Here is a 25645-nt window from a genome sequence, read left to right as displayed (position 1 = left end):
CCTATGGCTAAGATTTTTTTCGCGCTGACTTTGGCTTTCGGCGTTCTGGTGGGAAGCATGGATGCCCGTGCGGCGGGCGCCATAGCCGTCGATGACGCCGATGCGACCAAGGCCAGCGAAGTTGGCTTCGGCGTCGGCACCGGCGCTACCCGCGAGGAGGCCGGCATCGACGCGGTGCGCGAGTGTAAGAAGGCTGGCAACAGCAGCTGCAAGGTGGCGGTGCGTTACGACACTTGCGGCGCCTATGCCACCTCCAAGGACTACACCGGAGTGGGCTGGGGCAGCACCGAGGGCGAGGCCAAGGCGAACGCCCTCGAAGCTTGTGGCAAGGGATGCAGGGTGGCCGTTTCCGACTGCCAATAAATCCTGATCACTGCTTTGTCGGACGGGGCATGGGTGGCTCTTCGGCTGCTGGCCCCGTTTCGATTTTTTGGGCCTCCACCTTGGGCGCTTTTTCCGGGGCCGCCTTTTCCGGTGCGGGCAGGGGCTTGGCCTCCACCTGGGGCAGAGGCACAGCGCTGTCATTGGGGGCTGGCCTGGCCTGAGCCGGGGCAGGCGTCTCCGTCTGCGGCGTCACCGGGGCCGGGGCGAGGGGCGTGGGTGCGGCCGGTTCGGTCTTGGCCACGGGGATGGCGCCGCTTTCCAGGCGGGGCAGCATGGCACTCATCACATTGGTCGCCAGATTATGGGCGATGACCGCCAGCTTGGGCGGTTTGCGGCGGCGTTCATAACCACTGGACGTGGCCTTATAGCGTTGGTCGGCGCGTTCGGGGCCGAAGCTGTCGTCATCCTCGTCGGGAAGGTCGAAGCCGCGCGCCGAGGCGGTGGCCTTGCCGGTCTTTTGCCATTCCTTGAGCGAGCGGCTGTTGACCATGCCGAGAATCCGTCCCGTCTTGACGTCGACGATGCGGGCGCGCAATTCGTAGCCCGTGGTGGACTGGGCCGAATTGGCCACCAGCACCTCGATCATCACATCGGCCATGGTCTGCATGGCCATGACTTCCACCGTCTTGGGGTCGATCTCCTCGGCGCCCGCGCCCATGATCCGGGTGATGGTGGTGCGGTCGACGATCTGGGCATCGGCTTGCAGGAAGGGCGCCATGAAGCCGTCCTGGAACTCCCAGTCCCAGGTCTCGTCGCGGGCCGGGCGTTCGGCTGTGTCATCGGCGCGGCGCTGGGTCTCGGTGACGCTTTGGCGTCCGCCCGACTGTTTGAGGGTGAGGTCGCCCTCGGTGGAATTGCGGGTCTTGTCGGCGGTGACGGTGCGGCTTTCCGAATACCACTGAGCCAGGGTATCCGACAATTGCCGGTTCCACCAGATGGTCAGGCGCGGCCGCCCGCCCTGGGCATAGGCATCGCGGAAGCGGGCGATGACGTCTTCCTGGGGGGCGAAAGGATTGGGCCTGGGCTGGGTCTGCTCCGTGACCTCGCCGCCGTCGCGTACCGGAGGCGCGATCTTGGGCGGGGCCTCGTAGGGCGGGACCTTGGCGCCCACGGTCTGGGCCGAGGCGGGAAGGGCGACCAGCAGGGCGAGGGCCGAAACGGCCAGAAGACGGGTGATCATTTGCCTTCCCTCATTTCAATCATGTAGCCGTCCACACTCTTGTCGCCCAGGGATAGCTCGCGATAGGTGTTGGAGGTGCGTGCGGGCAGAATCAGACGGCGCCAGGCGCTGACCGGTTCGCTGGCCGCGCCGTCATTGGCGTAGAACTGGGTGCGGGCCTCGGCATTCAAGGGGAAGTCGGTGCAGTTGACCACCTGGGCCACCACCTCCACCGTCCCCGTCTGGGTACGCCGGGCCGCGATGGAGCGCACATAGAGCTTCCGGATAATGTTGGGATCGGTGATGTTCACCGAGTTCATGGGCATTTCCTTCAGCGGCGAGGTGGAGTCTTCCACCATGGCCGGGCCAGGGACCAGATCGCGTTGGCTGGCCACGCGCGACATGTCGCAATGGGGCGCCGGGTCCAAAGAGGCGCAGCCGCCGAGCAGCAGAAGGCCGAAAGCGGGAACGAACAGGCGCTTCATGAGACTCACTCCTTAGACTTGGCTTCCGCCGCGGCAGCCTTGGCTTCCATGGCGGGAATGATGATGGGCGAGGCCATCACATCGGGGGGAACGCTGTTGGGAGCGCGGGGATTGCGCGGAATGGCCGATCCGTGCCGCGCCCAGGCGATGCCGCATTTGCCGACGCGCCGGATGGGGCTGTGCACGGTGTCCAGCGTGGTGCCGCCGGGCGACTGGAATTCGACGGAGAGGGTGGTGACCTTCTCGGGCAGGGCTAGGGTCAGGCCCTGGACCCGGTCCGACAGATTGTCCCAATAGCGGGTGTCGGCCTGGGATTCCACGGCGCTGGCGAACAGCTTGGACAGACCGCCGATGACGGCGAGGCCAGCGCCTGCCATGGCGGCGCCTGCCTGGACCTGTTCGCGGGCCTGACGCTGTTCCTTGGTCTCGCGCCGTCTGGGTGGGCCGTTATCGACGGCAACCTTGGCGGCCAGAACGGCTCCGATCAACGCCACATTACCCACCGTGTCGGCGGTGTCCTTGAATTCGGCCTTGCCTTCCAGGATGGAATCGAAGGGCCGCCCGCCGCGTGTCGAGGCCTGGCGGAAGATGTCTTCCAGCAATATGGCCGATTCCTGAGGGTGGTCCTTGGGGCGGTCGGGATCTGTCCAACTGATGCGGGCGGTCTCGGTGCTGCCGCTGCGCTTGATCTTGAGACGCGGCCCGTCGGAAATCTTCACTGGCGCGGTGCCGGTCTCCACCAGGACCAGCACATTGTCCTTGGCCCGCGGCAAGGGGGCGTCCTTGTTGATGGCGCGGAATTCGGCCCAGTCCTCGGCGGCCAGGGATTCGTTGTCGCGGCAATGGGCGGCCCAGCCTTGCAGGAAGGGCATCAGGGCGAAGTCGGCGCGGTATTGGCTTTCCTCGGCGAAGGCGTCTTGCAGCATGCCGCCCTTGAAGCTGGCCCGCGCATTGTCGTAATCGCCCGCCCGCAGATAGAGCAGGCCGCGATAGTAATAGGCCATGGCCCGCTCATAGGGCTCGCCTTTGAAGTCCTTGACGGCCTCCTTGGTCCACAGGCCGCGCGCCTTGCGGGCCTCCTCGTTGTCGGCGTAGATGGCCTCGATGCCCTGAAGGGCGTCGTCGAGCAATTCCGCCGCCAGCGGGTCCCGGCCCATGGCGAAGCTGGCCAGCCCCAGGCGCATGTCGTTGAGCACCCTGTTGCGCTGGCCCTGGGCCTGGGCGATGAAGAAATGGCGGCGCAATTCCGTGGGTTTGTCGTCCAGATAGGCCTGGACCACGGCCGGGGCCGGGCTGGCCTCCTGCTCACGCGTGGTGACGCAGCCCGACGCAAGGCCCGCGATGACCATGACGCTTAACCAGATGGGCCGGGCGGCCATGGGAGTGATCCCTAGCGATAGATGATGTCGTCCTGGGCGGCCTTGGCGAATTCGTAGATGCCGCTCCAGACGATGTCCGAGGATTCCAGGTCGACCATCTCGAAGATGATCTGGTTGTAGCGCTGCATCATCCCGGTCTTGGGGTCGCGGGAATCCAGCGAGGTGATGCGTCCGCCCAGTCGGTAGTCGCCGCCCTTGGGGGCATGGGCCGAGGGCAGGGTGGCCTTGTCCACCACGCCCTGGCGCTTCAAGTCGCGTTCCTTGGCCACCATGTCGGCATAATGGCGGCCGACGAACTGCATGCGGCCAGCGGCCGCGCGGTTGAGGCCGACGCGCAGCCGGTCGGTGATGGAGTTCTTGTTCAGCCGCGACGAGCTCTCGTTATAGAAATACTCGGAATCGATGATCACGTTGGGCGGTGTCTGGGCATTGGCCAGACGGGGCTGGGACAGCATGTCGCGCATCATTTGATCGGTCATGCCGATGATGTCCTGGGACTCGATCCCCACGCCCTTGACCGGGCCGACGCTGCCAGGATCGATATAGACGCTGGGGCTTCCGGCGGTGTTGTCGACGCTTTGACAGGCGGACAGGGCCAGTCCGGCGACGAAGACGGAAGCAAGGGCGGGCAGGCGGCGCATGGCGAAAGTCCTCGATGCTTGGGAACCGATGATAGAATCACCTGGAATTGGGGCGATGATATGGCATTCCCCGCTCTCACGCATCACGCTTCCGCAAACCGGCGCGGGCGGTTAGTATCGGGGCCATGGACCGGGCGGAGTCCGAAGATCGAGGGGATGGCGGCACCGTGTCGGAAACAATGTTCGCTCTGCTGGTCGAGGATTCGGCGACTCAGGCCCTGCTGACGCTTGCGGAGCTGGAGAAGGTTCCCAACGTCAAGGTTGACCATGCCGTGTCACTGGCCTCGGCCTTGGAATTCATTCACTCCAAGCGTTATCACGTCGTCTTTCTCGATCTGACCCTGCCCGATTCCGTGGGCGATGAGACCGTGCGGCGGTTCTGCGGAGCCGCCCCGGAACTGGCCGTGGTCGTTCTGACCAACCACGATGACGACCAGCAGGCGCTGATGGCGCTGGAACAGGGTGCCCAGGACTATCTGCTGAAGGCCCGGCTCGACGCGGAATCCCTGTCGCGGTCCTTCCGTTATGCCATCCACCGAAAGCGTGCCGAGATTCTGGTGCGCGAAGCCCGCGATGCGGCGCTGGAAGCCAATCGTCAGCTCGAACGCCGCATGCGCCAGATCGATTGCCTGTACAGCGTGTCGCGCATCCTGGAATCGCCGGAACTGCCGTTGCAGGTGGCGTTGGAGCAGGTGGTGGCCAAGGCGCCCTCGGCCTGGCTCAAACCCGAAACCATCGGTGTCCGTCTCACCTGCCTGCCCGGTCTGCTGCCAGCCGGTCTGGTCCAGACGCCCGATTTCAGGGAAACCGCCTGCCGTCTGGAAGCCCAGGTGTTCGCGGGCAGCCGCCCGGCTGGGCGCATCGAGATCTGTTGGTTCGAGGCGCCGCCCGCCGAAGGTGACGAGGCCTTTTCCACGTCCGAACGCGAATTGGTGCGCGAACTGGCGCGCCGCATCGGACTGGCGCTGGAGCGCGCCGTGGTCCAGAAGGAACTGATCCAGCTTGCCACCACTGACTTCCTCACCGAGGCCTGCAACCGGCGGCATTTCATGCAGAGCACGGGGGCGGAGATTCAGCGCGCCGGGCGCTATGGCCGTCCCATGTCGCTGCTGATGATCGATCTCGATCACTTCAAGCACATTAACGACGAGCGCGGCCACGCCGCCGGTGACGAGGCGTTGAAAGCCTTCGTGGTCATGGCCCGCGACCTGCTGCGCGATCAGGACATTATCGGCCGCATGGGGGGCGAGGAATTCGCCATCGCCCTGCCCGAAACCGCCATGAACCCCGCCCTGGTGGTGGCCGAGCGTCTGCGTATCCGTTTGGCCGGTTTGCAGGTGCCTGTGGGGGGCGGCGAGCCCATCAAGCTTTCCGCCAGTTTCGGAGTCGCCGAATGCAAGGTGGGAGCGGGCGAGGGGCTGGAGGCCTGTCTCAGCCGGGCCGACGCGGCCCTCTACCGGGCAAAGGCCCTGGGCCGCAACCGGGTGGAGCCCGCCGAATAGGGCGGATCAGGTTGCCGTCGTTCCAATGGTGAAGACGAAGCAGGTACCACCACCGGCATTGTCCTCGATGCGGATGCGCCCCGCATGGTGTTCGACGATCCGCTTGCACAGGGCCAATCCGATGCCGCCGCCAGGAACGGCATCTTGGGTGTGCAGGCGCTTGAAGATGACGAAAACCTGCTCGCGATAAGAGGGCTCTATGCCGATGCCGTTGTCGCAGACGCGGAACTCGGCGGTACCGTCGGACAGGATTTTACCGGAAACGGAGACGCGTGGCGGGCGGTCCGCCGATCGGTACTTGATGGCATTGCCGATCAGGTTCTGGAACAGCTGGGTGATCTGCAACTGGTCGCCGATGATGGGCGGCAGGGGGGAGACGTCCACCTCGGCCCCGGCCTTGCTGATCCGGGGGGCCAGTATATCCAGGACCTCGGCGAGGATGGTCTGGGTATCGACCGGCTTTAAGCGGCGATCTCCGGCATCGATGCGGGCATAGTCCAGCAGGCCCTCCACCTGCCGCATCATCTGCTTCACTCCCTTGAGGATGAAACCGAGAGCTTCGCCCCCGTCATGGCCCAGCGATTCCCGGTGCCGACTGTCCAGAAATTGGGAGTAGCGCACCACCATGGTCAGAGGTTCGCGAAGATCATGGGAAGCGGCATAGGCGAAGCTTTCCAGATCGGTATTGGACCGGGTCAGCGCCTCGACGGTGCGGGTCAGCTTCTCTTCCGTCTCCTTGCGCTCGGAAATATCGCGGACCACCACCAGGACACGCTCCACATCACCATCCAAACAGGCGCGGCGAATGCCGACCTCGGTCCAGAACAGCGATCCGTCCTTATGACGGGAGTACCACTCGAAGACCTGCGGCTCGATGGCCGAGCGCGCGATCCTGTCCAGTGCGTGTTCCTGATCATAGGGCGCCACCCCCTGGCTGAACCGTTCCACGGGAAGGGTGCGGAACTCGTCGGCTGTCCAGCCGTACATTTCCTCCGCCCGGCGGTTGACCTGCAAAATGGCCCCGCTCTCGGCATCGTGAATGAAGATGGCGTCGTTGATATTGTCGAAGATGGTGCGGAAGCGGGATTCGCTGGTGGCCAGATCGCGGGTCCTGGCGGCCACCTGGCGGCGCAGAGCCCAGACCCAGGCCGTCAGCAGCAGGCCGAAGGCCAGGACGGCCAGGCCGGAAGTGCGAAGGTTGCGCAGAAGCTCAGGGCTCATGGGGGCCGTGATGCTTTGGCCCTGCCAACGGTCCTCGATGGTGCGGCGTTCGGCGGCGGAGATGAGGCTGAAACCCGATTCGACCGCTGCCTTCAATTCCTCGCGGTTCTTGAGTATGGCCCAGTGAAATTCCCCGGAATAAAGCGGTTCCGTCGTCCGAAAGCGATCGTGAACACCTTTCTTGATCATGAGATAGGTGGCTGGCGGCTGGTCGACGCAGAGGGTCTTGACCTCACCCTTGGCCGCCGCGTCGATGAGTGTGTCGTAACTGGAATAGCGGCGGAACGAATCGATCGCCCTGTCGCGCAGATATTCGATGCAGGCGTCTCCGTCCTTGACGCCGACGGTGAATCCCCGCAGCGAGGGAACATCGGAAATTCCCGACAATTCGGCGGAAAAATAGATGGGAACCGGGATGGTGGCGTAGGGGGACGAGAAGTCGAAGAACTTGTCGCGCTCCGGGGTGCGGAACAGGGTGTCGATGATGTCGGCTTCGCCCGCGCCAATGCGCCGCTGCGCCTCGGCCCAATCGGTGGCCTCGATGATGAGCTCGATGCCGGTCTTTCTGGACCACAGGGTCCACAGATCCGGCAAGATACCCTTCAGCCGGTTTTCGGAATCGCGAAAGACATAGGGGGGATAGTTGTCATCCATCACCACGGTGAGGGCTTTTGCCTGGGCCGGGACAGCAGACAGCAGGCACAGGGCCAGCGCAAGGCCGATCAGGCGAAGGATTCGCCCCCACCCTGTCTCGCCTTCGCCGTTTGCGTGGGCCGCGACCAATGCCATCTCCATTCCCTTGGTATGGGATCGTACATGAGACGACCAGGGCCGGTCAAAGACGGCGCAAGGTCAACCATCCGGTGCGGATATAAAGCCAGGGATACTGGTCGGCCATGCGGCGCACCTGCGTCAGGCGCCAGGCCAGCAACCCGATGACGCAAAGCACGGCGCTGTCCAGCAGCCAGCCGCTCAGGGACAGCAACTCACCCTCGAACAGGGCGAAGCCGAGGAAGCGGTCGGCGCATCCCAGCATCATCGTATAGGGAATGACTTGCCGGTACGGGCGCCAGGTGACGGCCAGGGCCTGTCCGGTCATGAAGGCGCAGCCACCGAACAGGACCAGGGTCAGTCCGATGAAGACGGGGATGGAGGTGATCATCCGTGTCCTCCCCCCAGATAGTGGGCGCGGATTTCCTCATTGGCCAGCAGCTCGGCGCCGGTGCCGCTCAAGCTCACCTTGCCGTTGACCATGACATAGCCGCGATGGGCCAGCCGCAGGGCGTGGAAGGCGTTCTGTTCCACCAGGAAGACGGTGACGCCCTGTTCGCGGTTGATCTCGGCGACGATCTCGAAGATCTGGCGGACCACCAAGGGCGCAAGGCCCAGCGACGGTTCGTCCAGCAGCAATATCTTGGGCCGGCTCATCAGGGCGCGGCCGATGGCCAGCATCTGCTGCTCGCCGCCCGACAGGGTCCCGCCGCGCTGATTCAACCGTTCCTCCAGGCGGGGGAAAAGGCTCAGCACCCGCTCCAGATCCTTGGCGAAATGGGCGGGGTCGCCCATGGCCGCGCCCATCTGCAGGTTTTCCAGCACGCTCATGCGGGCGAAGATGCGGCGTCCTTCCGGCGAATGCGCCAGGCCGCGCCGCATGATGTGGTGGGTGGGCAGGGCGGTAATATCCTCGCCCGCCAGGATGACGCGGCCCGCAGTGGCGCGGGGATTGCCGCAGATGGTCATCAGCAGAGTGGTCTTGCCCGCCCCATTGGCGCCCACCAGGGCGACGATCTCGCCTTTGGCCACCGAGATATCGATTCCGTGCAGTGCCTGGATACGGCCATAGCCCGAATGCAGCCCCTCGATGCGCAGCATCAAACGGCCTCCTCTTCGTCCGGTTCGCCCAGATAGGCGCGGATCACCGCCGGGTCGGCCTTGATGGCTTTCGGCTCGCCCTCGGCGATTTTCTTCCCGTAATCGAGCACCACGATATGGTCGGAGATCTCCATCACCACGCTCATATCATGCTCGATGAGCAGCAAGCCGATGCCGTTCTCGTCGCGGATGTCGAGCAGCAGGCGGTTCAATTCCGCCGATTCGCGCGGGTTCAGTCCGGCGGCGGGCTCGTCCAGGCACAGCAGGACCGGCCCGGTGCACATGGCGCGCGCGATCTCCAAGCGGCGCTGATGGCCGTAGGGCAGGCTGCCCGCTTCCTCGTCGGCAAGGGAGGTGAGTCCGACCTTGTCCAGCCAGTGCCGCGCCCTTTCCACCGCCTGGGCTTCGGCGTGCCGGTAGCGCGACAGGCCCAGAAGCCCGGCCAGGGAAAAGGCCGAAGCCCGCATCAAGGTGGTGTGCTGGGCGACGATCAGATTTTCCAACACGCTCATTCTCGCGAACAGGCGGATGTTCTGGAAGGTACGCGCCACGCCCGCCTTGGCGGCGATGGCGAAATCGTCCAGGCGCTCCAGCAGAACGGGGCCCGAGGGGTGATCCAGCGTCATGCGCCCCACCTGGGGCTTGTAAAAGCCGGTGATGCAGTTGAACAAAGTGGTCTTGCCCGCCCCATTGGGGCCGATCACCGCGGTGATTTCCTTCGGCTTGGCCGAGAACGACAGATCGTTGACGGCGAACAGGCCGCCGAAGCGCATGGTGACGTGTTCGACGGTGAGAAGCGGGGCGCTCATTTCGCCTCACCCAGCCGGATGGTGGGCTCGCGCGTCGACAGCAGACCGGCGGGCTTCCACAGCATGATCAGCACCATGGCCCCGCCGAAGGCCAGCATGCGAAATTGCTGCAACTCGCGGAACCATTCGGGCAGGCCCACCAGCAGCAGGGCGGCCAGCACGATGCCGATCTGGCTGCCCATGCCGCCCAGGACCACGATGGCCAGGATCACCGCCGATTCGATGAAGGTGAAGCTTTCCGGGCTGATGAAGCCCTGGCGGGTGGCGAAGAACGATCCAGCGAAGCCCGCGAACATGGCACCCGTGGCAAAGGCCGAGAGTTTCACCAAGGTGGGGTTGATGCCTAAGGACCGGCAGGCGATCTCGTCTTCGCGCAGCGCCTCCCAGGCCCGGCCCACCGGCAGGCGGCGGATGCGAAGCGTGATGACATTGGTCAGCAGGGCCAGCGCCAGGATCAGGAAATACAGAAAAGTCACCCGGTGATCGGCGGAGTATTCCAGGCCGAAGAATTCAGCGAAACCCCGGCTGCCTTCGGGCGGAACCATCTTGAAGGACAGGCCGAAGAACGAGGGGCGCTCGATGCCGGAAATGCCGTTGGGGCCGCCGGTGACGTCCTGCCAGTTCTGCAAGATGACGCGGATGATCTCGCCCAGACCCATGGTGACGATGGCGATATAGTCGCCGCGCAGCCGCAGCACGGGAAAACCCAGGACCAGGCCGAAACTGGCGGCCAGCAGCCCGGCCAGGGGCAGGCAGACCCAGAAGGACAGGCCGAAGGTCTGGCTGAGCAAGGCATAGGAATAGGCCCCCACCGCGTAGAAGGCGACGAAGCCCAGATCCAGCAATCCGGCCAGTCCCACCACGATGTTCAGGCCCCAGCCCAGCATGACGTAGATGAGCACCAGTGTGGCCTTGTCCACCAGATTGCGGCCCGAGAAGGGCAGGAAGGGCAGGACCAGGGCAAAGGCCACCATGGCCCAGCCCACATAGACCATGGCGGCACGTGGCGGCGCGGGCAGGTGGGGTCCGCGACCGGCCAAGGCCAGACGGAGCAGACCCATCAGCAACCGGGCCAGGGCCACCAGACCGGCCGCCCAGACAACCCAGTCGAGGCGTCCGCTTAAACTGAGGCCGGTGGCTCCGTCTTCGAGGCGCACGCCCAGCATGGGCAGCGCCATGGCGGCGGCCACCAGCCCGCCCAGCAGGGCATCCACCACCAGGGTGCGGATGGTCTTGCCCGCCATGTCAGATCTTCTCCACATCCGGACGGCCCAACAGGCCGGTGGGACGGAAGACCAGAACCGCCACCAGGATGCTGAACGTGGCCACATCCTTGTATTCGATGGAGAAATAGGCCGACCAGAAGGCCTCGATCAGTCCGATCAGCAGCCCGCCCAGCATGGCGCCGGGCAGCGAGCCGATGCCGCCCAGCACGGCGGCCGTGAACGCCTTGATCCCGGCCAGGAAGCCGATATAGAAGTCGATCACCCCGTAATAGAGAGTTACCATCATCCCGGCCACGCCCGCCAGTCCGGCGCCGATGACGAAGGTGGTGGAGATTACCCGGTCCACATCGATGCCTAAGAGCGAGGCCATCTTCATGTCCTGCTCGCAGGCGCGCTGGGCGCGGCCCAAGGCGGTGCGGGTGATGATCCAGGTGAACACGGCCATCAACGCCAGGGTCAGCGCCATGATGACCATCTGCATCCAGCTGAGGCTGACTACGAAGCCGCCGCCATCCATCAAGGTGATTCCGCCCTTGAACACCGGCGGCAGCGGCTTGGCCCGTGCGCCCTGGGCTTGGGCCACGAAGTTCTGCAGCATGATGGACACGCCGATGGCCGAGATCAGCGGCGCCAGGCGCGGCGCCGAGCGCAATGGCCGATAGGCCACCCTTTCGGCCGTCCAGCCCCACAGCGCGGTCAAGCCCATGGCGGCGAACAGGGTCAGGACCAGGGCCAGGGGAACCGAGGTTCCGAGAAGCGTGGTGGCGGCCAAAAAGGTGATCAGCGAAATGAACGCGCCCACCATGTAGATGGTGCCGTGAGCAAAATTGATCATGCCCAGAACGCCGTAAACCATGGTGTAGCCAAGCGCCACCAGACCATAGATCGCGCCCAGCGTCAGGCCATTGATCAACTGTTGGAGAAAATACTCCATCCACCCCCCAGGCTGCGGCACTCATTTCACGCGGAATGCTAGGAACCTACTCGGACGGGCGGGCGTGTCAACTGTGAAGGCCCGTCCCATGGTCGAGCATGTGGTTTTTGCCCCTTCTAATCCATACCAAAGATATATTCCATTAGTAATTGTGGAAGAGTAGCATCTGAAATACTGGTTTTGTGGAAGGGTCAATCCATGTTCGATCGCCTCACCATCGCCAGGAAGCTGGCCGTTGCCTTTGGCCTGATTTTGGCCGTGGTGATGGGCTTGTCCTTCTTTGCCATCAACCGGCTTGCCGCCGTCAACCAGTTATCCACGGACATGGACGAGAACTGGCTGCCCAGCGTGGATGCCTCGCGGGAGCTGGACGGCCTGCTGGCCAAGCAGCGGGCGACCGTGTTCCGTCACATCCTCACCACCGATGACGCCCAGATGGCCGAGGTCGAGAAGATTCTGGCCGCCCAGCACAGCGAATTCGTCAAGGTCAGGGACCGATACGCCAAACTGATCTCCTCGCCCGAGGAAAAGGCCAATTTCGACGCCTGGGTCAAGGTGATGGGCGACTACGATGCCATGACGGCGCGGACGCTGGATTTGTCACGCAAGAACGAGAACGACAAGGCGAAGGAGGTTGTACTCGGCAGTCTCCAACTCTATGCCGATGCCCAGAAACACGCCACGAAGGCGGTGGAGATCAATCTTCAGGGCGGCAAGGACGCGTCTCATGCCGGGGACATCATGTATGACCGCTCGCGGCTGATCATGATCATCGCCATCGTTGCCGTCGTCGTCTTGGTGGCTGTTTTCGGCATGATGCTGCGCAACAGCATCGCAACTCCCATCATCGCCATGACGGCGGCCATGGGACGGCTGGCCGAGAAGGATTTCGCGGTGGTCATTCCTGCGGTCGGGCGCACTGACGAGGTGGGCGGCATGGCCGCCGCCATGCAGACCTTCAAGGAGAATATGCTTCGCTCAGAGCAGTTGGAAGCAGAACAGCGCGCCGCCCAGGAGAGGAATCTGGCGCGCGGCAAAACCATCGAGAGTCTGACGCGCAATTTCGATGAGGCGGTTTCCTCCATGCTGAACGCGGTGTCGGTGGCCTCCACCGACATGGAACACGCCGCCCAGGGCATGAGCGCCACCGCCGAACAGACCAGCCGTCAGGCGGTGATGGTGGCCGCCGCCACCGAAGAGGCGTCGTCCAGCGTGCAGACGGTGGCCTCGGCCGCCGAGGAATTGTCGTCTTCCATCCACGAGATCGGCCGTCAGGTGACCCAGTCCTCCCAGGTGGCCCGGATGGCCGCGGACGAGGCGTCCAAGACCAATCAGACGGTGACGGGGCTGGCCGAGAGCTCGGCCCGCATCGGCGACGTGGTCAAGCTGATCAATGATATCGCGTCGCAGACCAATCTGCTGGCTCTCAACGCCACCATCGAGGCGGCCCGTGCGGGCGATGCTGGCAAGGGCTTTGCCGTGGTGGCTGGCGAGGTCAAGAATCTCGCCAACCAGACCGGGCGGGCCACCGAGGAAATCAGCCAGCAGATCTCCGCCGTGCAAGAGGCCACCCGTCAAGCGGTGGACGCCATCGGCGGCATCGTCAAGCGGATCGAGGAGATCAACCAGATTTCATCGGCCATCGCCTCGGCGGTGGAGGAGCAAAGCGCCGCCACGGCGGAAATCGCCCGTAACGTCCAACAGGCGGCCTCGGGCACTCAGGAGGTGTCGGCCACTATCGGTGGAGTGACCAGGGCTGCGGAGGATACCGGAACGGCGGCTTCCAGCGTGCTGGGCTCGGCCAAAACGGTCAATCAGCAGGCCGATTCCCTGAAAGGCGTGGTGGCCAATTTCCTCAGCGGCGTGAAGTCGGCCTGATGATGTCATGCCGACGGCTTTGGAACCGCCGTGTTCTGATCATCCCGAGCGCAAGCGAGGGATCTCCGCCTGGAGCGCCGGTGCGGGTTCTGAAATACTCTGCCAGGACGAGATCCCTCCGCCCGTGGGCGTCGGGATGACAGGTCAAATCAAAGTGGCGTCCATCTTAGATGGGTCTTGACCTTCCAGTGACTGGAAGGTCAAGACTGGTGGCATGGATCGGAAAACCGAGGATGCCCCATGACCAGTCAAAGCCTGTCGCTTCCCGTCAAGGGCATGACCTGCGCCGCTTGTTCCACCCGTCTGGAGCGGGTGCTGGGCAAGGTGGCCGGTGTGGAACAGGCCCTGGTCAGTCTGGCGGCCGAACGGGCCGATATCCGCTTCGATTCCGACAAGGCGGGACCTGAGGATCTGGTCTCGGCCATCGTCAAGGCGGGCTTTCAGGCCGATCTCGCCCAGCAAGGCGACGAGGACCTTGACCGTGAGGAGGCCGAGCACGCCGCCGAATCCGCCCATCACCTGCGTTTGCTGCTGCTTTCGGCCCTGCTGACCCTGCCGCTGATCGGCCAGATGGTTCTCGACATGGCGGGGCTGCACGTCATGATTCCGCCGCTGATCCAATTGGCTTTGGCCGCGCCGGTGCAGTTCTGGATCGGGGCGCGCTTTTATACTGGAGCCTGGGCCTCCCTCAAAGGAGGCGCGGGCAATATGGACATGCTGGTGGTGCTGGGCACCTCTGCCGCCTTCGGCCTGTCGGCCTGGCATGTGGTGGCGGGCGATGCCCATCACGGCAATCTTTATTTCGAGGGCGCCTCGGTGGTCATCACCCTGGTGCTGCTGGGCAAACTGCTGGAGGGGCGCGCCAAGCGCTCGGCGGCGGGCGCCATCCGCGCCCTGATGCGGCTCAAGCCCGATACGGCGCGGGTGGAGCGCGACGGCGTGGTCATGGAGGTTCCCGCCGCCCTGGTGGCGGTGGGCGAAGTGGTGCTGATCCGCCCCGGCGAGCGCGCCCCCGTCGATGGCACGGTGGTGGATGGTCTCTCCCAGATGGACGAATCGCTGATCACCGGGGAAAGCCTGCCGGTACCGCGTGGCCCCGGCGATGAGGTGGTGGCCGGTTCGGTCAATGGCGATGGATTGTTGCGAGTCGAAGCGACGCGGGTGGGGGCTCAATCCACCATCAGCCGCATCATCCGCATGGTCCAGGGCGCTCAGTCCGCCAAGGCTCCGGTGCAAAAGCTGGTGGATCGCATTTCCAATGTCTTCGTGCCGGTGGTGACGGTGATCGCCGCTCTGTCCTTCATGGGCTGGTGGCTGATGGCGGGCGATATGCAGACCGCCTTCGTGGCGGCGGTGTCGGTGCTGGTCATCGCCTGCCCCTGCGCCCTGGGCCTTGCCACCCCCACAGGTATCATGGTCGGCACCGGTCTGGCGGCGCGGCATGGTATTCTGATCAAGGACGCCGAGGCGCTGGAACTGGCCCATAAGGTCCAGGTCATGGTGTTCGACAAGACCGGCACCTTGACCGAAGGCCGCCCGGCGGTGGCCGCCATCCGGGCCGCCGATGGTAACGAGGCGGAACTGCTGCGCCTTGCCGCTTCGGCCCAGCAAGGCAGCGAGCACCCCCTGGCCCGCGCTCTCCTGGCCGCCGTTCAGGAACCCGTGGCGCCGCTGTGTGCCTTCCGCAGCCTGCCCGGTCGGGGTCTGGAGGCGGAGGTGGAAGGGCGCAATCTGCTGATCGGCAGCCGCCGTCTGATGGCCGAGCGGGGCATCGCTGCGGGTGCCCTGGCCCTGCCCGCCGAGGCGGAGGAAGCCCTGGGCCGCACCCTGATGTGGGTGTCCGAGGGGCCGCGCATGCTGGGCTTCGTCGCCGTGGCCGATCCCATCAAGCCCAGTGCCGCAGGCGCGGTGGCGCGGCTTAAGGCCTTGGGCATCGAGACGGTGATGCTGACCGGCGACAATGCGCGTGCGGCGGATGCCGTGGCGCGGGCCGCAGGCGTGGACCGGGTGCTCTCCGAGGTGCTGCCCGAGGATAAGGAAGCGGAAATCCGCCGCATCAAGGATTCGGGCAAGGTGGTGGCCATGGTGGGCGACGGCATCAATGACGCGCCCGCCCTGGCCGCCGCCCATATTGGCATCGCCATGGGGACCGGCACCGATGTGGCCATGCAGGCGGCGGGGATCACCCTGGTGAAAGGCGATCCGGCCCGCTTGGCCGAAGCCATCGCCATATCGCGCGCCACCACCTCCAAGATCCGCCAGAACCTGTTCTGGGCCTTCGCCTATAATGTGGTGGCCATTCCGGCCGCCGCCCTGGGGTTGCTGACCCCGGTCATCGCCGGGGCGGCCATGGCCATGTCCTCGGTCTCGGTGGTCTCTAATTCCTTGTTGCTGCGCCGCTGGAGGATGACATGAATATTGGCGAGGCGGCCCGGCGCTCCGGCATTTCGGCCAAGACCATCCGCTATTACGAATCCGTGGGATTGATCCCCGAGGCTGGGCGTACCGCGTCGGGCTACCGCGCCTATACCAGCAATGAAGTGGAGACGCTGCGCTTCATCCACCGGGCCCGCTCCCTGGGCTTTTCCGTGGGCGACGTGGGCGGGTTGCTGGAATTGTGGCGCGACCGCAGCCGGGCCAGCGCCGACGTCAAGGCCATCGCCTTGAAGCATGTGGCCGAGATCGAAAGCAAGATCGCCGATCTCGATTCCATCCGCCGCACTTTGCTGGACCTGACCACGCGGTGCTGCGGCGATGATCACCCCGATTGTCCCATCCTGGAGGAGTTGGCGACCGCGCCATGAGGCTTTGCGCCTGCGACGGATTCGCCTTACAAGAAAGGCTGCTTCAAACGGGGTGACGACACAGTGGGACGGCGCGACGTCAGACGGATGCTGATGGGCAACAAGGTGCCGCTGTGGGAGCGTCCCTCGGTTTTGGTCGGCTTGATGATTGCCGTTCTGGTGGCCGGTGTCGGGATCGGTCTGGTCCTGGGCCTGTGGTCGGGGAAGTCGGCCAAGACGCAGATGGCCGGGGCCGAGCAGGCGCCCGCCCCGGTTATCTCCGAGACGACCTCGCCGCCTCCGCCTCCGCCGCCATTGCCTTCGGCCAATGAGGAGGCGGATGACGGCCGTCCGCTGTTGCAGCCGCCGCCACCCCGGCCCGATCCCGGCTCGTCCGAGGCGCTGGAATTCGGGCATGCCTCCGATGTGGTTTCTCTGGTTCCCGCGCCTGCGCAGCCCCCAGCCAGTCCAGAGGTCAAACTGCCTCCGGCCGGAGCGGCGGTGTGGCTGCGCAATGCCCTTCCCGTGCCCAAAACCGGGGGCAAGCCGGTCATCGCCATCATCATCGACGATCTGGGCGTCGATCGCCGCCGCAGCGAGCGCATGGCCCAGTTGAAGGGGCCTTTGACCCTGTCCTACATGACCTATGCCGAGGATGTGGCGCGCCAATCCCATGATGCCAGGGCGCATGGGCACGAACTGATGGTCCATGTGCCCATGCAGCCGCAAAGCGCTTCCTATGATCCCGGCGCCGAGGTGCTGGAAGTAGGCCTGCCGCCCGAAGAGATCCGCCGCCGTCTGGATTGGGGCCTGTCACGCTTTGACGGCTATGTGGGGATCAACAACCATATGGGTTCGCGTTTCACCTCCGATGCGGCGGGCATGCGGGTGGTGATGGCCGAGTTGCGCCGCCGTGGCCTGGCCTTCATCGATTCCGTGACCTCGGAACATACGGTGGGTGCGGAGACGGCGCGCCATTACGGTGTGCCTTTCGCGGCGCGCCATGTCTTCCTCGACAACGACCAGGGTGTGGCACATGTGCGCGCCCAATTGGCCAAGACCGAGGCCTATGCCCGCAAGCATGGGGCCGCCATCGCCATCGGCCATCCCCATGACGGCACCATCGAGGCCCTGGCTGGGTGGCTGCCGGGGCTGGAAGCCCGCGGCTTCGCGCTGGTTCCGGTCAGCACCATCATCCGCATGGGCAACGGGACGTCATCTTCCCCTTGACCTTCCATCGGCTGGAAGGTTCACACTGGCTGCCAGTGCAATCTTCATGAGGAATCCATCATGTCCACCACCTATCGCGTCACCGGAATGACCTGCGGCGGCTGTTCCAAGTCGGTGACGGCGGCCATTCTGGAAGCCGCTCCCGGTGCCAAGGTCGAAGTGGATCTGGGCAACAAGGCGGTCAGCGTCGATGGCGCCAGCGAAGCCCAGGTCAAACAGGCCGTCGATGCCGCCGGTTTCGGCTTCGAGGGCAAGGTTTAGCCTTCGGTCAGGCTGATGCTTTCGGTCTTGGCCAGACGGCGCAGCGCCTGCGCCATCTCTTCCAGCGCATCCATCTGATGGTCCAGCCAGGCCCGTCCCAAGGGACCATTGAGGGACCAGGCGGCGCAAGATGCGGTGCGCGACGCGATCTCGCAGTCGCAGGACCTCAGAATGGCGTCGATCTGGCGGCGGCGAACCACCGGCGGCGCCAGATCGAGGAAGGCCAGCTTCAGCCGTATTCCCACCTGTCCGAAGGGTGACAGCGGGGCCGTCAGGGGCTGGGCGACCAGATCATGAAGACGACGGCGGCCTTCACCCGTGATGGCCAATCGCGTGGAGCGTTCCACCGGATTGAGCAGTCCTTCTTCCAGCATCTGGTCGATGGCCTCGAACACCAGTTGCGAAACCGGAATCCAGGTGGAACCGGCCAGGGCGCCGACCGCGCTGGCGGCATCGTCCGTGGAAAGGGGGCCGCGCTCGACGGCGCCCAGGACCGCCAGCCAGATATAGTCCCTGGCCGTCATGGACTGACGTCCCAGGGTCGTCCTGCTTTCTATAAACCCCATCGCGCCCTCATAAATGCAAATGCGAGTGAATCGCAATATGTCGGAGGCCCGTGGGATTTGCAAGTTCCATCGCGGGCATTTGGCCTTTGAGGCGAAATGCGCCTATGATTGTTCTCCGTCAAGGAGAAGCTCCCATGCCTCCGTCCATGATCCTCTGGCTGGTCGTCGCCGTGGTGGTGGCGATCATTCTGGCGAAATCCATCTGCATCGTACCCCAGACCCAGAAAGGCGTCGTCCTGACCCTGGGGCGCTATACCGGCACGCGCGAGCCGGGGCTTCAACTGGTCATTCCCTTCATCCAGACCCTGTTGCCGGTGGATATCCGCCTGGCGGTGATGGAGGTGCCCACCCAGGACGTTATCAGCAAGGACAATGTCTCGGTTAAGGTGACGGCGGTGGTCTATTACCGGGTCAGCAATGCCATGAAGGCGGTCCTCGAAGTGGCCAATTACCGCGAAGCGGTCAGCCAGTTGGCGCAGATCACCACCCGCTCGACCCTGGGATCGCACAGCCTCGACCAGTTGCTGGGCCAGCAGGAAGATCTGAAACAGGCCATCCGCCGCATTCTCGACGAACGCACCGAAACCTGGGGCGTCGAGGTCCAGAACGTGGAAATCCGCAGTGTCGATCTCGATCCCAACATGATCCGCGCCATGGGCCAGGAGGCCGAGGCCGAACGCGGGCGCCGCGCCCGCATCATCACCGCCCAGGGCGAGTTCGAGGCCGCCACCAAACTGGCCGAAGCCGCCACCTTGATGGAGGGCAAGCCCGGCGCCATGCTTCTGCGCTATCTGGCGACGTTGAAAGACATCGCGGTGGAGCATAACTCCACCATCATCTTCCCCATTCCCTCTGACATCATGGCCCCGGCGGCCCAGGGGCTGAACGCCGCGGTCAATAAGCTGGTGGCGGATTCGGTGGGGAAGGGGTGAGGTCGTCTATTGGGCGGCCGCCCAAACCCGCTTGGAGGGGACCTCCAAACCTCCCTTATTCTTATCAATAGAATCAAAAGGGGGTTCGGGGCATCGCCCCGATTGGGGTTTGGGGCAAAAGCCCCAATAAACCCCTATTGCTTCACCAGCGTATAATCGATGGCGTCCTCGGCGGCGCGGACCAGGGCGCGGGCCTTGTTCATGCACTCTTCATGCTCGGAGAGCGGCACGGAATCGGCGACGATACCGGCTCCGGCCTGGACATACATGGTGCCGTCCTTGACCAATGTGGTCCTGAGCGCGATGCAGGTGTCCATGTTGCCGTTGCCGTCGAAATAGCCGATGGCTCCGGCATAGAACGAGCGGCGCTCGGTCTCCAACTCGTCGATGATCTCCATGGCGCGGATCTTGGGCGCGCCCGAAGTGGTGCCTGCCGGGAAACCGGCCATCAGGGCGTCCATGGCGTCGCAGCCCTCGCGGATCTTGCCTTCCACGTTGGAGACGATGTGCATGACGTGGGAATAGTATTCCACACCCATCTTCTTGGTGACCTCGACCGAGCCGATGGAGGCCACCCGGCCCACATCGTTGCGGCCCAGATCCAGCAGCATCAGATGCTCGGCCAGTTCCTTGGGATCGGCCAGCAGATCGGCGGCCAGTTCCTCGTCCTCGGCGGCGGTCTTGCCCCGGCGGCGCGTTCCGGCGATGGGCCGGATGGTGACCTTGTCGTCCCTGAGACGGACCAGGATTTCCGGACTGGAACCCACCAGCTGAAACTCGCCCAGATCCAGGAAGAACAGGAACGGGCTGGGGTTCAGGCGGCGCAGCGAGCGGTAGAGCGAGAAGGGCGGCAGCCGGAAGGGCACCGCCAGGCGCTGGGACAGCACCACCTGGAAGATATCGCCAGCGGCGATGTATTCCTGGGCCTTCTCCACCATGCGGCAGTAATGCTCGGGCGAGACGCTGGGAACCGGAATGGGCAGATGCTCGTTCCTGGGAAAGCCGAGATAGGTGTGGGGCAGGGGGCTTTCCAGGGATTCCACCACATGCTCCAGCCGCTCCCAGGCCAGATCCCAGGCCGCCTGGGCATCCATGCCCGCGCGCGGCCAGACGGGGGCGACGGCGGTCAGGGTGCCGTTGACGTTGTCGAACACCGCCATGATGGTGGGGCGCATGAAGATGCCGTCGGGCACCTTGATGGGATCGGGATTGGCGTCGGGCAGCTTTTCCGCCAGTCGCACCATGTCATAGCTCATATAGCCGATCAGTCCGGCCGACATGGGGGGCAGATGGGGCGGCGTTTCGATGCCGCATTCGGCCACCAGGGCGCGAAGTGAGTCGAGCGCGCCCGACTTGGCGGCGACGGGGCAGGGCTGGAACTCCCCGGTCTTGGATCGGGCGTTGCGATTGATCCAGGCCTCGTTGCCGACGCATTTCCACAGCAGATCGGGCTTCATGCCAAGGATGGAATAGCGGCCACGCACCGCGCCGCCTTCGACCGATTCCAGCAGAAAGGCGTTGGGCTGTCCCCCCGCCAGCTTCATGAAGGCGGAAACCGGGGTTTCCAGATCGGCCACCAGAACCCGCCAGACCACCTGGGGCCTGCCGCTGTCATAAGCTTCGGCAAAGGCGGAGAAGTCGGGCTGATGGGTCATGATAGGCAGGCTACTCTTCGCGGGTCAGTTGGGGACGGTCGACCTTGACACCGATGGAGGCGTTCAGCGCCGCGATGTACTGGTCGGCGATATCGGTGGCTACCGCCTGGGACACCCGCTGGCGCGCGGCCTGGGTCAGGGCGGGATTGGCATTGATGTCGAAAGCGATCACGGAATTGAGGCGGGCCACCACGGTGCCGCCCTGGACCGGGGCGGTGGCGACGCCGCCCGGCTGAGCCTTGAACAGTTCGGCGATGATGGTGGGGGGCAGGGAGGAGCCCTCGCCCGGCTCGCGGATGAAGGGCTTGGAGGTTTCCAGCTTGGCCCCAGCCGATTGCGCCACCTGGGAGGCCGATTCACCGGCCTTGATGCGGTCGGCCAGTTTCAGGGCCTTGTCGCGGGCCTGTTCCTGGCGGCGTTCGGCCTGCCAGGTGGCCACCACATCGGCCTTGATATCGGCCAGGGGCCGGGGCGCGGGCGCGGTGACGCCATCGACGCGCAGCAGGAAGTAGCCGTTATTGGGCACTTCGGTCAGCGGGCTTTCGGTGTTCTGGTCGGTGTGGAAGGCCACGTCCAGGAACTGGTCGGACTTGGGCAGATCGGCCACCGGCTTGCCGTTGGCACCGCGTCCCTGGGCATCCACCGCCGCGATCTTCATGGTCTTGAGATTGTGGCGCTTGGCCGCCTCCTCCAAGGTGGCGCCGCCGCCCAGCGCGTCTTCCACCCGGTTGGCAAGCTCGGACAGGCCGTCGGTGGCCTTTTCCTTGCGCATATCCTGTTCCAGCTGGACCTTGACCTCGTCGAAAGACCGGGTGCGGCCCGGCTGGACCTGGGTCACCTTGACCACATGCCAGCCCAGCGCGGTCTTGACCGGCTGACCGGTGGCGCCCGCGCGGAGCTTGAACACCGCCTCCGCCAGACCTTCGGGAAGGTCGTTCTTCTCGACAATGCCCAGTTCGATGATATCGGTATTCAGCGCCTTGGCCACAGCGGCCAGATCCTTGCCCCCGGTCACCATATCGGTGGCCTTGGCGGCGGCCGAGGATTCGTCGAACACGATCTGCGACACGGTGCGGCGCTCAGGGGTGGAGAATTCCTCGATGCGCTGCTGATAGGTCTCGCGCACCATCTCCTCGTCGATGTCGATGGCGTTGGCCACATCTGCGGGGCGCAGCAGCAGCACGGTCAGCGCCCGGTATTCAGGCGCCATGAAGCGGCTGAGATTGTCCTTGTAATAGGCATCCAGGCTGGCCGCGTCGGGCGCGGCGGGCAATGGTGTGGATTCGTCCCTGATCACGAAGGTTTCGGCCACCCGGCGTTCCTCGCGCCAGGCCAGCAGCGGATTGGTCAGCGCCTGGGGCGCGCTGATGCCCGCAGCGACGGTTTCCACCATCTGGTTGCGCACCATATTGGTGCGCTCGGCCTTCATGAAGCTGTCCTCGGTATGTCCCACACGGGCCAGGCGCGAGCGGAAGATGTCGCGTTCGAACTGGCCGGTGGGCCCCTTGAAGGCCGGGTTGGAGGCCACGCGGCGCAAAATGGTCTCGTCGGTGGCGGCCAGGCCTAAGGACCGCGCCGCCTCATCGATCAGGGTCCGGGCGATGAGAGAGTCGATGGTGCGGTCCAGCATGCCCATCTTGCGCGCGTCCTCAGGGGTCAGCTTGCCGCCGAACAGGGGCTGCAGACGCTCCACTTCGCGCTTGAACTCGCCCATCACCTCGGTGGCCGACATGGATGTGTGGCCGATCTCGATGGCCGGGCTGCGTCCCACGCCCCCGCGCACCACGTCGCCAGCACCCCAGGCCACGAAGCTCAGGGCCAGCAGGGCGAACAGCAACCTGACGATCCAGGTCTTCGAGGCAGTACGGAATACGTCGAGCATGGATTGGGCCGAGTCCGGAAATAGTTGTTGGGACGGGCCGGAAACCGGCCATCGCAGAGCAGCGCGCATAATAAGGAGGGGGCAGGGGGGCCGCAACATGGAAGTGGGGTCTCGGGTTCCGCATCGAACGGCATATTCAACGCCGAGGCGACGAAATCTTGTTGCGGAAAAACCCTGGAATCTGTGTATATAATAAAAATCGAAGGTAAGCCGGTTCTTATAAGCTGGCGCCAACCATAAGAATGCAGGGGAGCCCATGTCGTCCAAGCCGCTCTATGTGATGCTGTGCTCTGGGGAGCACGAAAAGATCCAGCTGGCCGCCATGGTGGCCTCGGTCGCCGCCGTCTCGGACCGGCCCGTGGAAGTGTTCGTCACCATGAACGCCATCCTGGCCTTCCAGCGGGGCAAAAGCCCTGCCGAGCGCTATTACGGCGGTCACTTCCACGAGATGTTCAAGACTCAGAACGTACCGGATGCCGTGGAACTGTTCGGCCAGGGCAAGATGCTGGGCGAGATGAAGATGTGGGTCTGTTCCATGGTGCTCGATATCAAGCATTGGGAATGGGACAAGGACCTGACCGAGGACCTGTTCGACGGGCCTTTGGGGCTGACCAAGTTTCTCGCCGATGCCGAGAACGGCGAACTCATCACCATCTGAACCACGTCCATACAAAGAAGGAAGAACATCATGGCCGAACGCCAGAAGATTGACGCCCGCGGCGCTTTTTGTCCGGGTCCGCTGATGGAACTGATCGCCGCTCTCAAGCTGGCCTCCATCGGTGACGAGGTTGACGTGTGGTCATCGGACAAGGGCTCTGCCGCCGATATTCCCGCATGGTGCGCCAAGGTCGGACATGGCGTGGTCGAAACCACCGAACATGACGGCTATTGGAGCGTCGTGGTGCGTAAGGCCAAATAGGCGTACAGTATCATACTAATTCCGCCTTAAAGGCGGGGCAAATGCCGCGAAGACGGCATGGATTAAATATTGCTACATCAATACTCTCGTAGGGAGGGAGTTCATGTCGAAGACGATTCTGATCGTCGGCGGGGGGCTTTCGGGCACCATCGTCGCCAATGGTATCTGCCGTCAGATGGGGGCGGAACTGCGTTCCGGTGCACTCAACATCACCATGTTGGGCACCACCGAGACCCATATGTATCAGCCGGGTCTGCTCTATATTCCCTTTGGCCGCATGCGCGAGGCGGAACTGTTCCGCGATCAGCGCAAAGTCCTGGACAAGCGCGTCAACTTCTTCGTCGATCCGGCCAAGAATATCGACGTGGAGAAGAATCAGGTCACCACCGAGGCCGGGCGTACCTTCAAGTACGACTATCTCGTCCTGGCCACCGGTTCGCGCATCATGCCGCAGAACATTCCCGGCATGACGGAGGGCGGCCATTGGTTCTACGACCTGGACGGCGCCCGCAAGCTGCGCAAGGCCTTGAACGAGTTCCAGGGCGGCAAGATCGTCGTCAACGTCAATGCTCCGCACAAATGCCCGGTGGCGCCGCTGGAAGTGGTGTTCATGCTCCACGACTTCCTCAAGGCCAAGGGCCTGTGGGACAAGACCGAGCTGACCTACACCTATCCCATCGGCCGTCTGCACGCCCTCGAACCCGTCGCCCATTGGGCCAAGCCGGAATTCGAGAAGTTGGGCATCAAGTCCGAGACCTTCTTCAACACGGAAAGCGTCGATCCCGAGAAGAAGACGCTGAAGTCCATGGAAGGCTCGGAACTGCCCTATGACCTTTTGATCACCATTCCGCCCCACCAGGGCTCGCAGGTGATCGACGATTCGGGTCTGGGCAAGGGCGGCTGGGTGCCGACCAACACCAAGACCCTGCACCGCGAGGGCTCGACCAATGTCTTCGTGGTCGGCGACACCACCAATATTCCCATCTCCAAGGCCGGGTCCACCGCCCATTTCGAGGCCGACGTCACCATCGACAATCTGGTGTCGCTCTGTCAGGAGGGGACCTTCGCCCGCGAATATGACGGCAAGGTGTTCTGCTTCGTCGAGACCGGTCTGGGCAGCGGCACCTATGTGTGGTTCAACTACACCACGCCACCCAATCCGGGTCCGCCGTCCCAGATGATCCACTGGTTCAAGCTTGCCTATAACCGACTGTACTGGCTGTCGGCCCGCGGCCTGCTCTAGGAGGGGCGTCATGAACGAACTGCCCAACGACATGGCCCGCCTGGCCCAAGGGGTAAAGGACGCTTTGTCCGATTCCATGGTCGAGCGCCTGACCAGCACCGCCGGCAATGCGCTGGAAGTGGTGGACAAGCTCAACGAGCCCGACGTCAAGGAAGGGATCATCTCCTTGCTTGACGCCGTCGGCACTTTGCAGCGCACCGGTGCCCTGCAAACGGTGATCGATGCCCTGTTCATGATCCACGCCATGCGCTCGGCGGCCACCGATTCCATGGTGGACCGCGCCTTCTCCTTCATCGAGCACATGGCCAACAATCTGGGAACCGAGGACCTGGCCACCCTGGCTCACGAGGCCAAGGGCGCCATGGAAGACGCCATCGATTCCTGCAACATTCCCGGCGGTGGTGGCGGCCTGCTCGGCACCATGCGCATGCTGTCGCAGAAGGAAACCCAGGAAGCGCTGCGCTTCATGCTTTCCTTCTCGTGTTCACTCAAGAAGCGCGCCGTCTATCTGGCGAAAAGCCCTCAGGTCTGAGAGCGATCCAGGCGACATGGCAAGGGGCGGGGCCGGAAAACGGCTCCGTCCTTTTTTGTTCGGTACGATGCCTGCCCGAAAGAAGCGTGCATTTACCGTTCCGCCACATATCGCAAAAACTTTGGTCATATTTAGTACGTATTGTCCGACGA

General features: G+C 64.1%; 25 protein-coding genes. 12 read left to right on the top strand and 13 right to left on the bottom strand.

The window, feature by feature from the left end:
* The first annotated feature begins 3 nt into the window (after nucleotides 1-3).
* On the top strand, nucleotides 4-363 hold the full coding sequence (locus tag CCC_RS06505) for a DUF4189 domain-containing protein (protein ID WP_009868449.1): 360 nt from the start codon (nucleotides 4-6) through the stop codon (nucleotides 361-363).
* Between the two features lie 7 nt (nucleotides 364-370).
* On the opposite strand, the gene CCC_RS06500 is transcribed toward CCC_RS06505, so the two are convergent.
* From CCC_RS06500 to CCC_RS06485, 4 genes are read right to left on the bottom strand one after another with little or no spacing between them, the layout of a single operon-like run.
* Nucleotides 371-1564, bottom strand: a complete 1194-nt coding sequence (locus CCC_RS06500) for a hypothetical protein (protein ID WP_009868448.1) — start codon at nucleotides 1562-1564, stop codon at nucleotides 371-373.
* A complete protein-coding gene (locus tag CCC_RS06495; RefSeq protein ID WP_009868447.1) occupies nucleotides 1561-2028 on the bottom strand; it encodes a YcfL family protein in 468 nt (155 codons plus the stop codon). Before CCC_RS06495 ends, CCC_RS06500 begins: the two co-directional genes overlap by 4 nt.
* A 5-nt stretch (nucleotides 2029-2033) precedes the next feature.
* Nucleotides 2034-3407, bottom strand: coding sequence for a hypothetical protein (locus tag CCC_RS06490; RefSeq protein WP_009868446.1), 1374 nt, complete (start codon nucleotides 3405-3407; stop codon nucleotides 2034-2036).
* Between the two features lie 11 nt (nucleotides 3408-3418).
* Nucleotides 3419-4048: a hypothetical protein gene (locus tag CCC_RS06485; protein ID WP_009868445.1), complete on the bottom strand. Its 630-nt coding sequence runs from the start codon at nucleotides 4046-4048 to the stop codon at nucleotides 3419-3421.
* A gap of 167 nt (nucleotides 4049-4215) precedes the next feature.
* Between CCC_RS06485 and CCC_RS06480 the strand changes: the two genes are divergently transcribed.
* The gene (locus tag CCC_RS06480) at nucleotides 4216-5550 is read left to right on the top strand and encodes a sensor domain-containing diguanylate cyclase (protein WP_041040370.1); all 1335 of its coding nucleotides are present in this window, start codon (nucleotides 4216-4218) and stop codon (nucleotides 5548-5550) included.
* Nucleotides 5551-5556: 6 nt separating this feature from the next.
* On the opposite strand, the gene CCC_RS21085 is transcribed toward CCC_RS06480, so the two are convergent.
* From CCC_RS21085 to CCC_RS06450, 6 genes are read right to left on the bottom strand one after another with little or no spacing between them, the layout of a single operon-like run.
* Nucleotides 5557-7560, bottom strand: a complete 2004-nt coding sequence (locus CCC_RS21085; protein ID WP_160295516.1) for an ATP-binding protein — start codon at nucleotides 7558-7560, stop codon at nucleotides 5557-5559.
* A 46-nt stretch (nucleotides 7561-7606) separates the two neighbouring features.
* Nucleotides 7607-7933, bottom strand: coding sequence for a DUF6867 family protein (locus tag CCC_RS06470; protein ID WP_009868442.1), 327 nt, complete (start codon nucleotides 7931-7933; stop codon nucleotides 7607-7609).
* Nucleotides 7930-8643, bottom strand: a complete 714-nt coding sequence (locus tag CCC_RS06465; protein WP_009868441.1) for an ABC transporter ATP-binding protein — start codon at nucleotides 8641-8643, stop codon at nucleotides 7930-7932. The genes CCC_RS06470 and CCC_RS06465 overlap by 4 nt, the downstream gene beginning before the upstream one ends.
* Nucleotides 8643-9452, bottom strand: coding sequence for an ABC transporter ATP-binding protein (locus tag CCC_RS06460; RefSeq protein WP_009868440.1), 810 nt, complete (start codon nucleotides 9450-9452; stop codon nucleotides 8643-8645). The genes CCC_RS06465 and CCC_RS06460 overlap by 1 nt, the downstream gene beginning before the upstream one ends.
* Nucleotides 9449-10696, bottom strand: a complete 1248-nt coding sequence (gene livM / locus CCC_RS06455) for a high-affinity branched-chain amino acid ABC transporter permease LivM (RefSeq protein ID WP_009868439.1) — start codon at nucleotides 10694-10696, stop codon at nucleotides 9449-9451. The genes CCC_RS06460 and livM overlap by 4 nt, the downstream gene beginning before the upstream one ends.
* A 1-nt stretch (nucleotide 10697) precedes the next feature.
* Nucleotides 10698-11612 (bottom strand): ABC transporter permease subunit, encoded by a 915-nt coding sequence (locus CCC_RS06450; RefSeq protein WP_009868438.1) that lies wholly within the window; start codon nucleotides 11610-11612, stop codon nucleotides 10698-10700.
* Between the two features lie 198 nt (nucleotides 11613-11810).
* Here CCC_RS06450 and CCC_RS06445 point away from each other — a divergent pair, with 198 nt between their 5' ends.
* From CCC_RS06445 to CCC_RS06425, 5 genes are all read left to right on the top strand, one after another.
* On the top strand, nucleotides 11811-13490 hold the full coding sequence (locus CCC_RS06445) for a methyl-accepting chemotaxis protein (RefSeq protein ID WP_041040368.1): 1680 nt from the start codon (nucleotides 11811-11813) through the stop codon (nucleotides 13488-13490).
* 240 nt (nucleotides 13491-13730) lie between these two features.
* Entirely contained in the window at nucleotides 13731-15905 is a 2175-nt protein-coding gene (locus CCC_RS06440) for a heavy metal translocating P-type ATPase (protein WP_009869740.1), read from the top strand.
* A complete protein-coding gene (gene cueR / locus CCC_RS06435) occupies nucleotides 15902-16294 on the top strand; it encodes a Cu(I)-responsive transcriptional regulator (protein ID WP_009869739.1) in 393 nt (130 codons plus the stop codon). The genes CCC_RS06440 and cueR overlap by 4 nt, the downstream gene beginning before the upstream one ends.
* Before the next feature lie 63 nt (nucleotides 16295-16357).
* Nucleotides 16358-17503: a divergent polysaccharide deacetylase family protein gene (locus CCC_RS06430; RefSeq protein ID WP_041040366.1), complete on the top strand. Its 1146-nt coding sequence runs from the start codon at nucleotides 16358-16360 to the stop codon at nucleotides 17501-17503.
* Nucleotides 17504-17563: 60 nt separating this feature from the next.
* Entirely contained in the window at nucleotides 17564-17764 is a 201-nt protein-coding gene (locus CCC_RS06425) for a heavy-metal-associated domain-containing protein (protein ID WP_009869737.1), read from the top strand.
* Here CCC_RS06425 and CCC_RS06420 read toward each other — a convergent pair.
* Nucleotides 17761-18288: a COG1695: Predicted transcriptional regulators gene (locus CCC_RS06420; RefSeq protein WP_009869736.1), complete on the bottom strand. Its 528-nt coding sequence runs from the start codon at nucleotides 18286-18288 to the stop codon at nucleotides 17761-17763. The genes CCC_RS06425 and CCC_RS06420 overlap by 4 nt on opposite strands.
* 176 nt (nucleotides 18289-18464) lie before the next feature.
* Between CCC_RS06420 and CCC_RS06415 the strand changes: the two genes are divergently transcribed.
* Complete coding sequence (locus tag CCC_RS06415) at nucleotides 18465-19262, top strand: slipin family protein (protein ID WP_201773287.1); 798 nt, start codon at nucleotides 18465-18467, stop codon at nucleotides 19260-19262.
* Nucleotides 19263-19396: 134 nt separating this feature from the next.
* Here the strand turns inward: CCC_RS06415 and trpE are convergent, their stop codons facing one another.
* Together trpE and CCC_RS06405 are read right to left on the bottom strand one after the other, a co-directional pair.
* Nucleotides 19397-20917, bottom strand: a complete 1521-nt coding sequence (gene trpE / locus CCC_RS06410; RefSeq protein WP_009869733.1) for an anthranilate synthase component I — start codon at nucleotides 20915-20917, stop codon at nucleotides 19397-19399.
* Between the two features lie 10 nt (nucleotides 20918-20927).
* Entirely contained in the window at nucleotides 20928-22799 is a 1872-nt protein-coding gene (locus CCC_RS06405) for a peptidyl-prolyl cis-trans isomerase (RefSeq protein ID WP_009869732.1), read from the bottom strand.
* A gap of 256 nt (nucleotides 22800-23055) precedes the next feature.
* Between CCC_RS06405 and CCC_RS06400 the strand changes: the two genes are divergently transcribed.
* The 4 genes from CCC_RS06400 to CCC_RS06385 all read left to right on the top strand — a co-directional run bounded on the left by CCC_RS06400 (nucleotide 23056) and on the right by CCC_RS06385 (nucleotide 25493).
* Entirely contained in the window at nucleotides 23056-23457 is a 402-nt protein-coding gene (locus CCC_RS06400; protein WP_009869731.1) for a hypothetical protein, read from the top strand.
* A gap of 30 nt (nucleotides 23458-23487) precedes the next feature.
* Nucleotides 23488-23718 (top strand): sulfurtransferase TusA family protein, encoded by a 231-nt coding sequence (locus CCC_RS06395; RefSeq protein ID WP_009869730.1) that lies wholly within the window; start codon nucleotides 23488-23490, stop codon nucleotides 23716-23718.
* A gap of 103 nt (nucleotides 23719-23821) precedes the next feature.
* Entirely contained in the window at nucleotides 23822-24961 is a 1140-nt protein-coding gene (locus CCC_RS06390; protein ID WP_009869729.1) for an NAD(P)/FAD-dependent oxidoreductase, read from the top strand.
* Between the two features lie 10 nt (nucleotides 24962-24971).
* Nucleotides 24972-25493 carry a hypothetical protein gene (locus CCC_RS06385; protein WP_009869728.1) on the top strand — a complete coding sequence of 174 codons (522 nt, stop codon included), beginning with the start codon at nucleotides 24972-24974 and terminating at the stop codon, nucleotides 25491-25493.
* Nucleotides 25494-25645: the final 152 nt, after the last annotated feature.

Source organism: Paramagnetospirillum magnetotacticum MS-1 (assembly GCF_000829825.1).
Taxonomy (GTDB): domain Bacteria; phylum Pseudomonadota; class Alphaproteobacteria; order Rhodospirillales; family Magnetospirillaceae; genus Phaeospirillum; species Phaeospirillum magnetotacticum.
Note: the sequence above shows the minus strand (reverse complement) of the source record. Positions and strands in the feature narration are given on the sequence as shown.

Coding starts and splice junctions, on each gene's coding strand:
- CCC_RS06505 (WP_009868449.1), top strand. CDS start 4: ATGGCTAAGATTTTTTTCGCGCTGACTTTGGCTTTCGGCGTTCTGGTG.
- CCC_RS06500 (WP_009868448.1), bottom strand. CDS start 1,564: ATGATCACCCGTCTTCTGGCCGTTTCGGCCCTCGCCCTGCTGGTCGCC.
- CCC_RS06495 (WP_009868447.1), bottom strand. CDS start 2,028: ATGAAGCGCCTGTTCGTTCCCGCTTTCGGCCTTCTGCTGCTCGGCGGC.
- CCC_RS06490 (WP_009868446.1), bottom strand. CDS start 3,407: ATGGCCGCCCGGCCCATCTGGTTAAGCGTCATGGTCATCGCGGGCCTT.
- CCC_RS06485 (WP_009868445.1), bottom strand. CDS start 4,048: ATGCGCCGCCTGCCCGCCCTTGCTTCCGTCTTCGTCGCCGGACTGGCC.
- CCC_RS21085 (WP_160295516.1), bottom strand. CDS start 7,560: ATGGCATTGGTCGCGGCCCACGCAAACGGCGAAGGCGAGACAGGGTGG.
- CCC_RS06470 (WP_009868442.1), bottom strand. CDS start 7,933: ATGATCACCTCCATCCCCGTCTTCATCGGACTGACCCTGGTCCTGTTC.
- CCC_RS06465 (WP_009868441.1), bottom strand. CDS start 8,643: ATGCTGCGCATCGAGGGGCTGCATTCGGGCTATGGCCGTATCCAGGCA.
- CCC_RS06460 (WP_009868440.1), bottom strand. CDS start 9,452: ATGAGCGCCCCGCTTCTCACCGTCGAACACGTCACCATGCGCTTCGGC.
- livM (WP_009868439.1), bottom strand. CDS start 10,696: ATGGCGGGCAAGACCATCCGCACCCTGGTGGTGGATGCCCTGCTGGGC.
- CCC_RS06450 (WP_009868438.1), bottom strand. CDS start 11,612: ATGGAGTATTTTCTCCAACAGTTGATCAATGGCCTGACGCTGGGCGCG.
- CCC_RS06445 (WP_041040368.1), top strand. CDS start 11,811: ATGTTCGATCGCCTCACCATCGCCAGGAAGCTGGCCGTTGCCTTTGGC.
- CCC_RS06440 (WP_009869740.1), top strand. CDS start 13,731: ATGACCAGTCAAAGCCTGTCGCTTCCCGTCAAGGGCATGACCTGCGCC.
- cueR (WP_009869739.1), top strand. CDS start 15,902: ATGAATATTGGCGAGGCGGCCCGGCGCTCCGGCATTTCGGCCAAGACC.
- CCC_RS06425 (WP_009869737.1), top strand. CDS start 17,564: ATGTCCACCACCTATCGCGTCACCGGAATGACCTGCGGCGGCTGTTCC.
- CCC_RS06420 (WP_009869736.1), bottom strand. CDS start 18,288: ATGACGGCCAGGGACTATATCTGGCTGGCGGTCCTGGGCGCCGTCGAG.
- CCC_RS06415 (WP_201773287.1), top strand. CDS start 18,465: ATGCCTCCGTCCATGATCCTCTGGCTGGTCGTCGCCGTGGTGGTGGCG.
- trpE (WP_009869733.1), bottom strand. CDS start 20,917: ATGACCCATCAGCCCGACTTCTCCGCCTTTGCCGAAGCTTATGACAGC.
- CCC_RS06405 (WP_009869732.1), bottom strand. CDS start 22,799: ATGCTCGACGTATTCCGTACTGCCTCGAAGACCTGGATCGTCAGGTTG.
- CCC_RS06400 (WP_009869731.1), top strand. CDS start 23,056: ATGTCGTCCAAGCCGCTCTATGTGATGCTGTGCTCTGGGGAGCACGAA.
- CCC_RS06395 (WP_009869730.1), top strand. CDS start 23,488: ATGGCCGAACGCCAGAAGATTGACGCCCGCGGCGCTTTTTGTCCGGGT.
- CCC_RS06390 (WP_009869729.1), top strand. CDS start 23,822: ATGTCGAAGACGATTCTGATCGTCGGCGGGGGGCTTTCGGGCACCATC.
- CCC_RS06385 (WP_009869728.1), top strand. CDS start 24,972: ATGAACGAACTGCCCAACGACATGGCCCGCCTGGCCCAAGGGGTAAAG.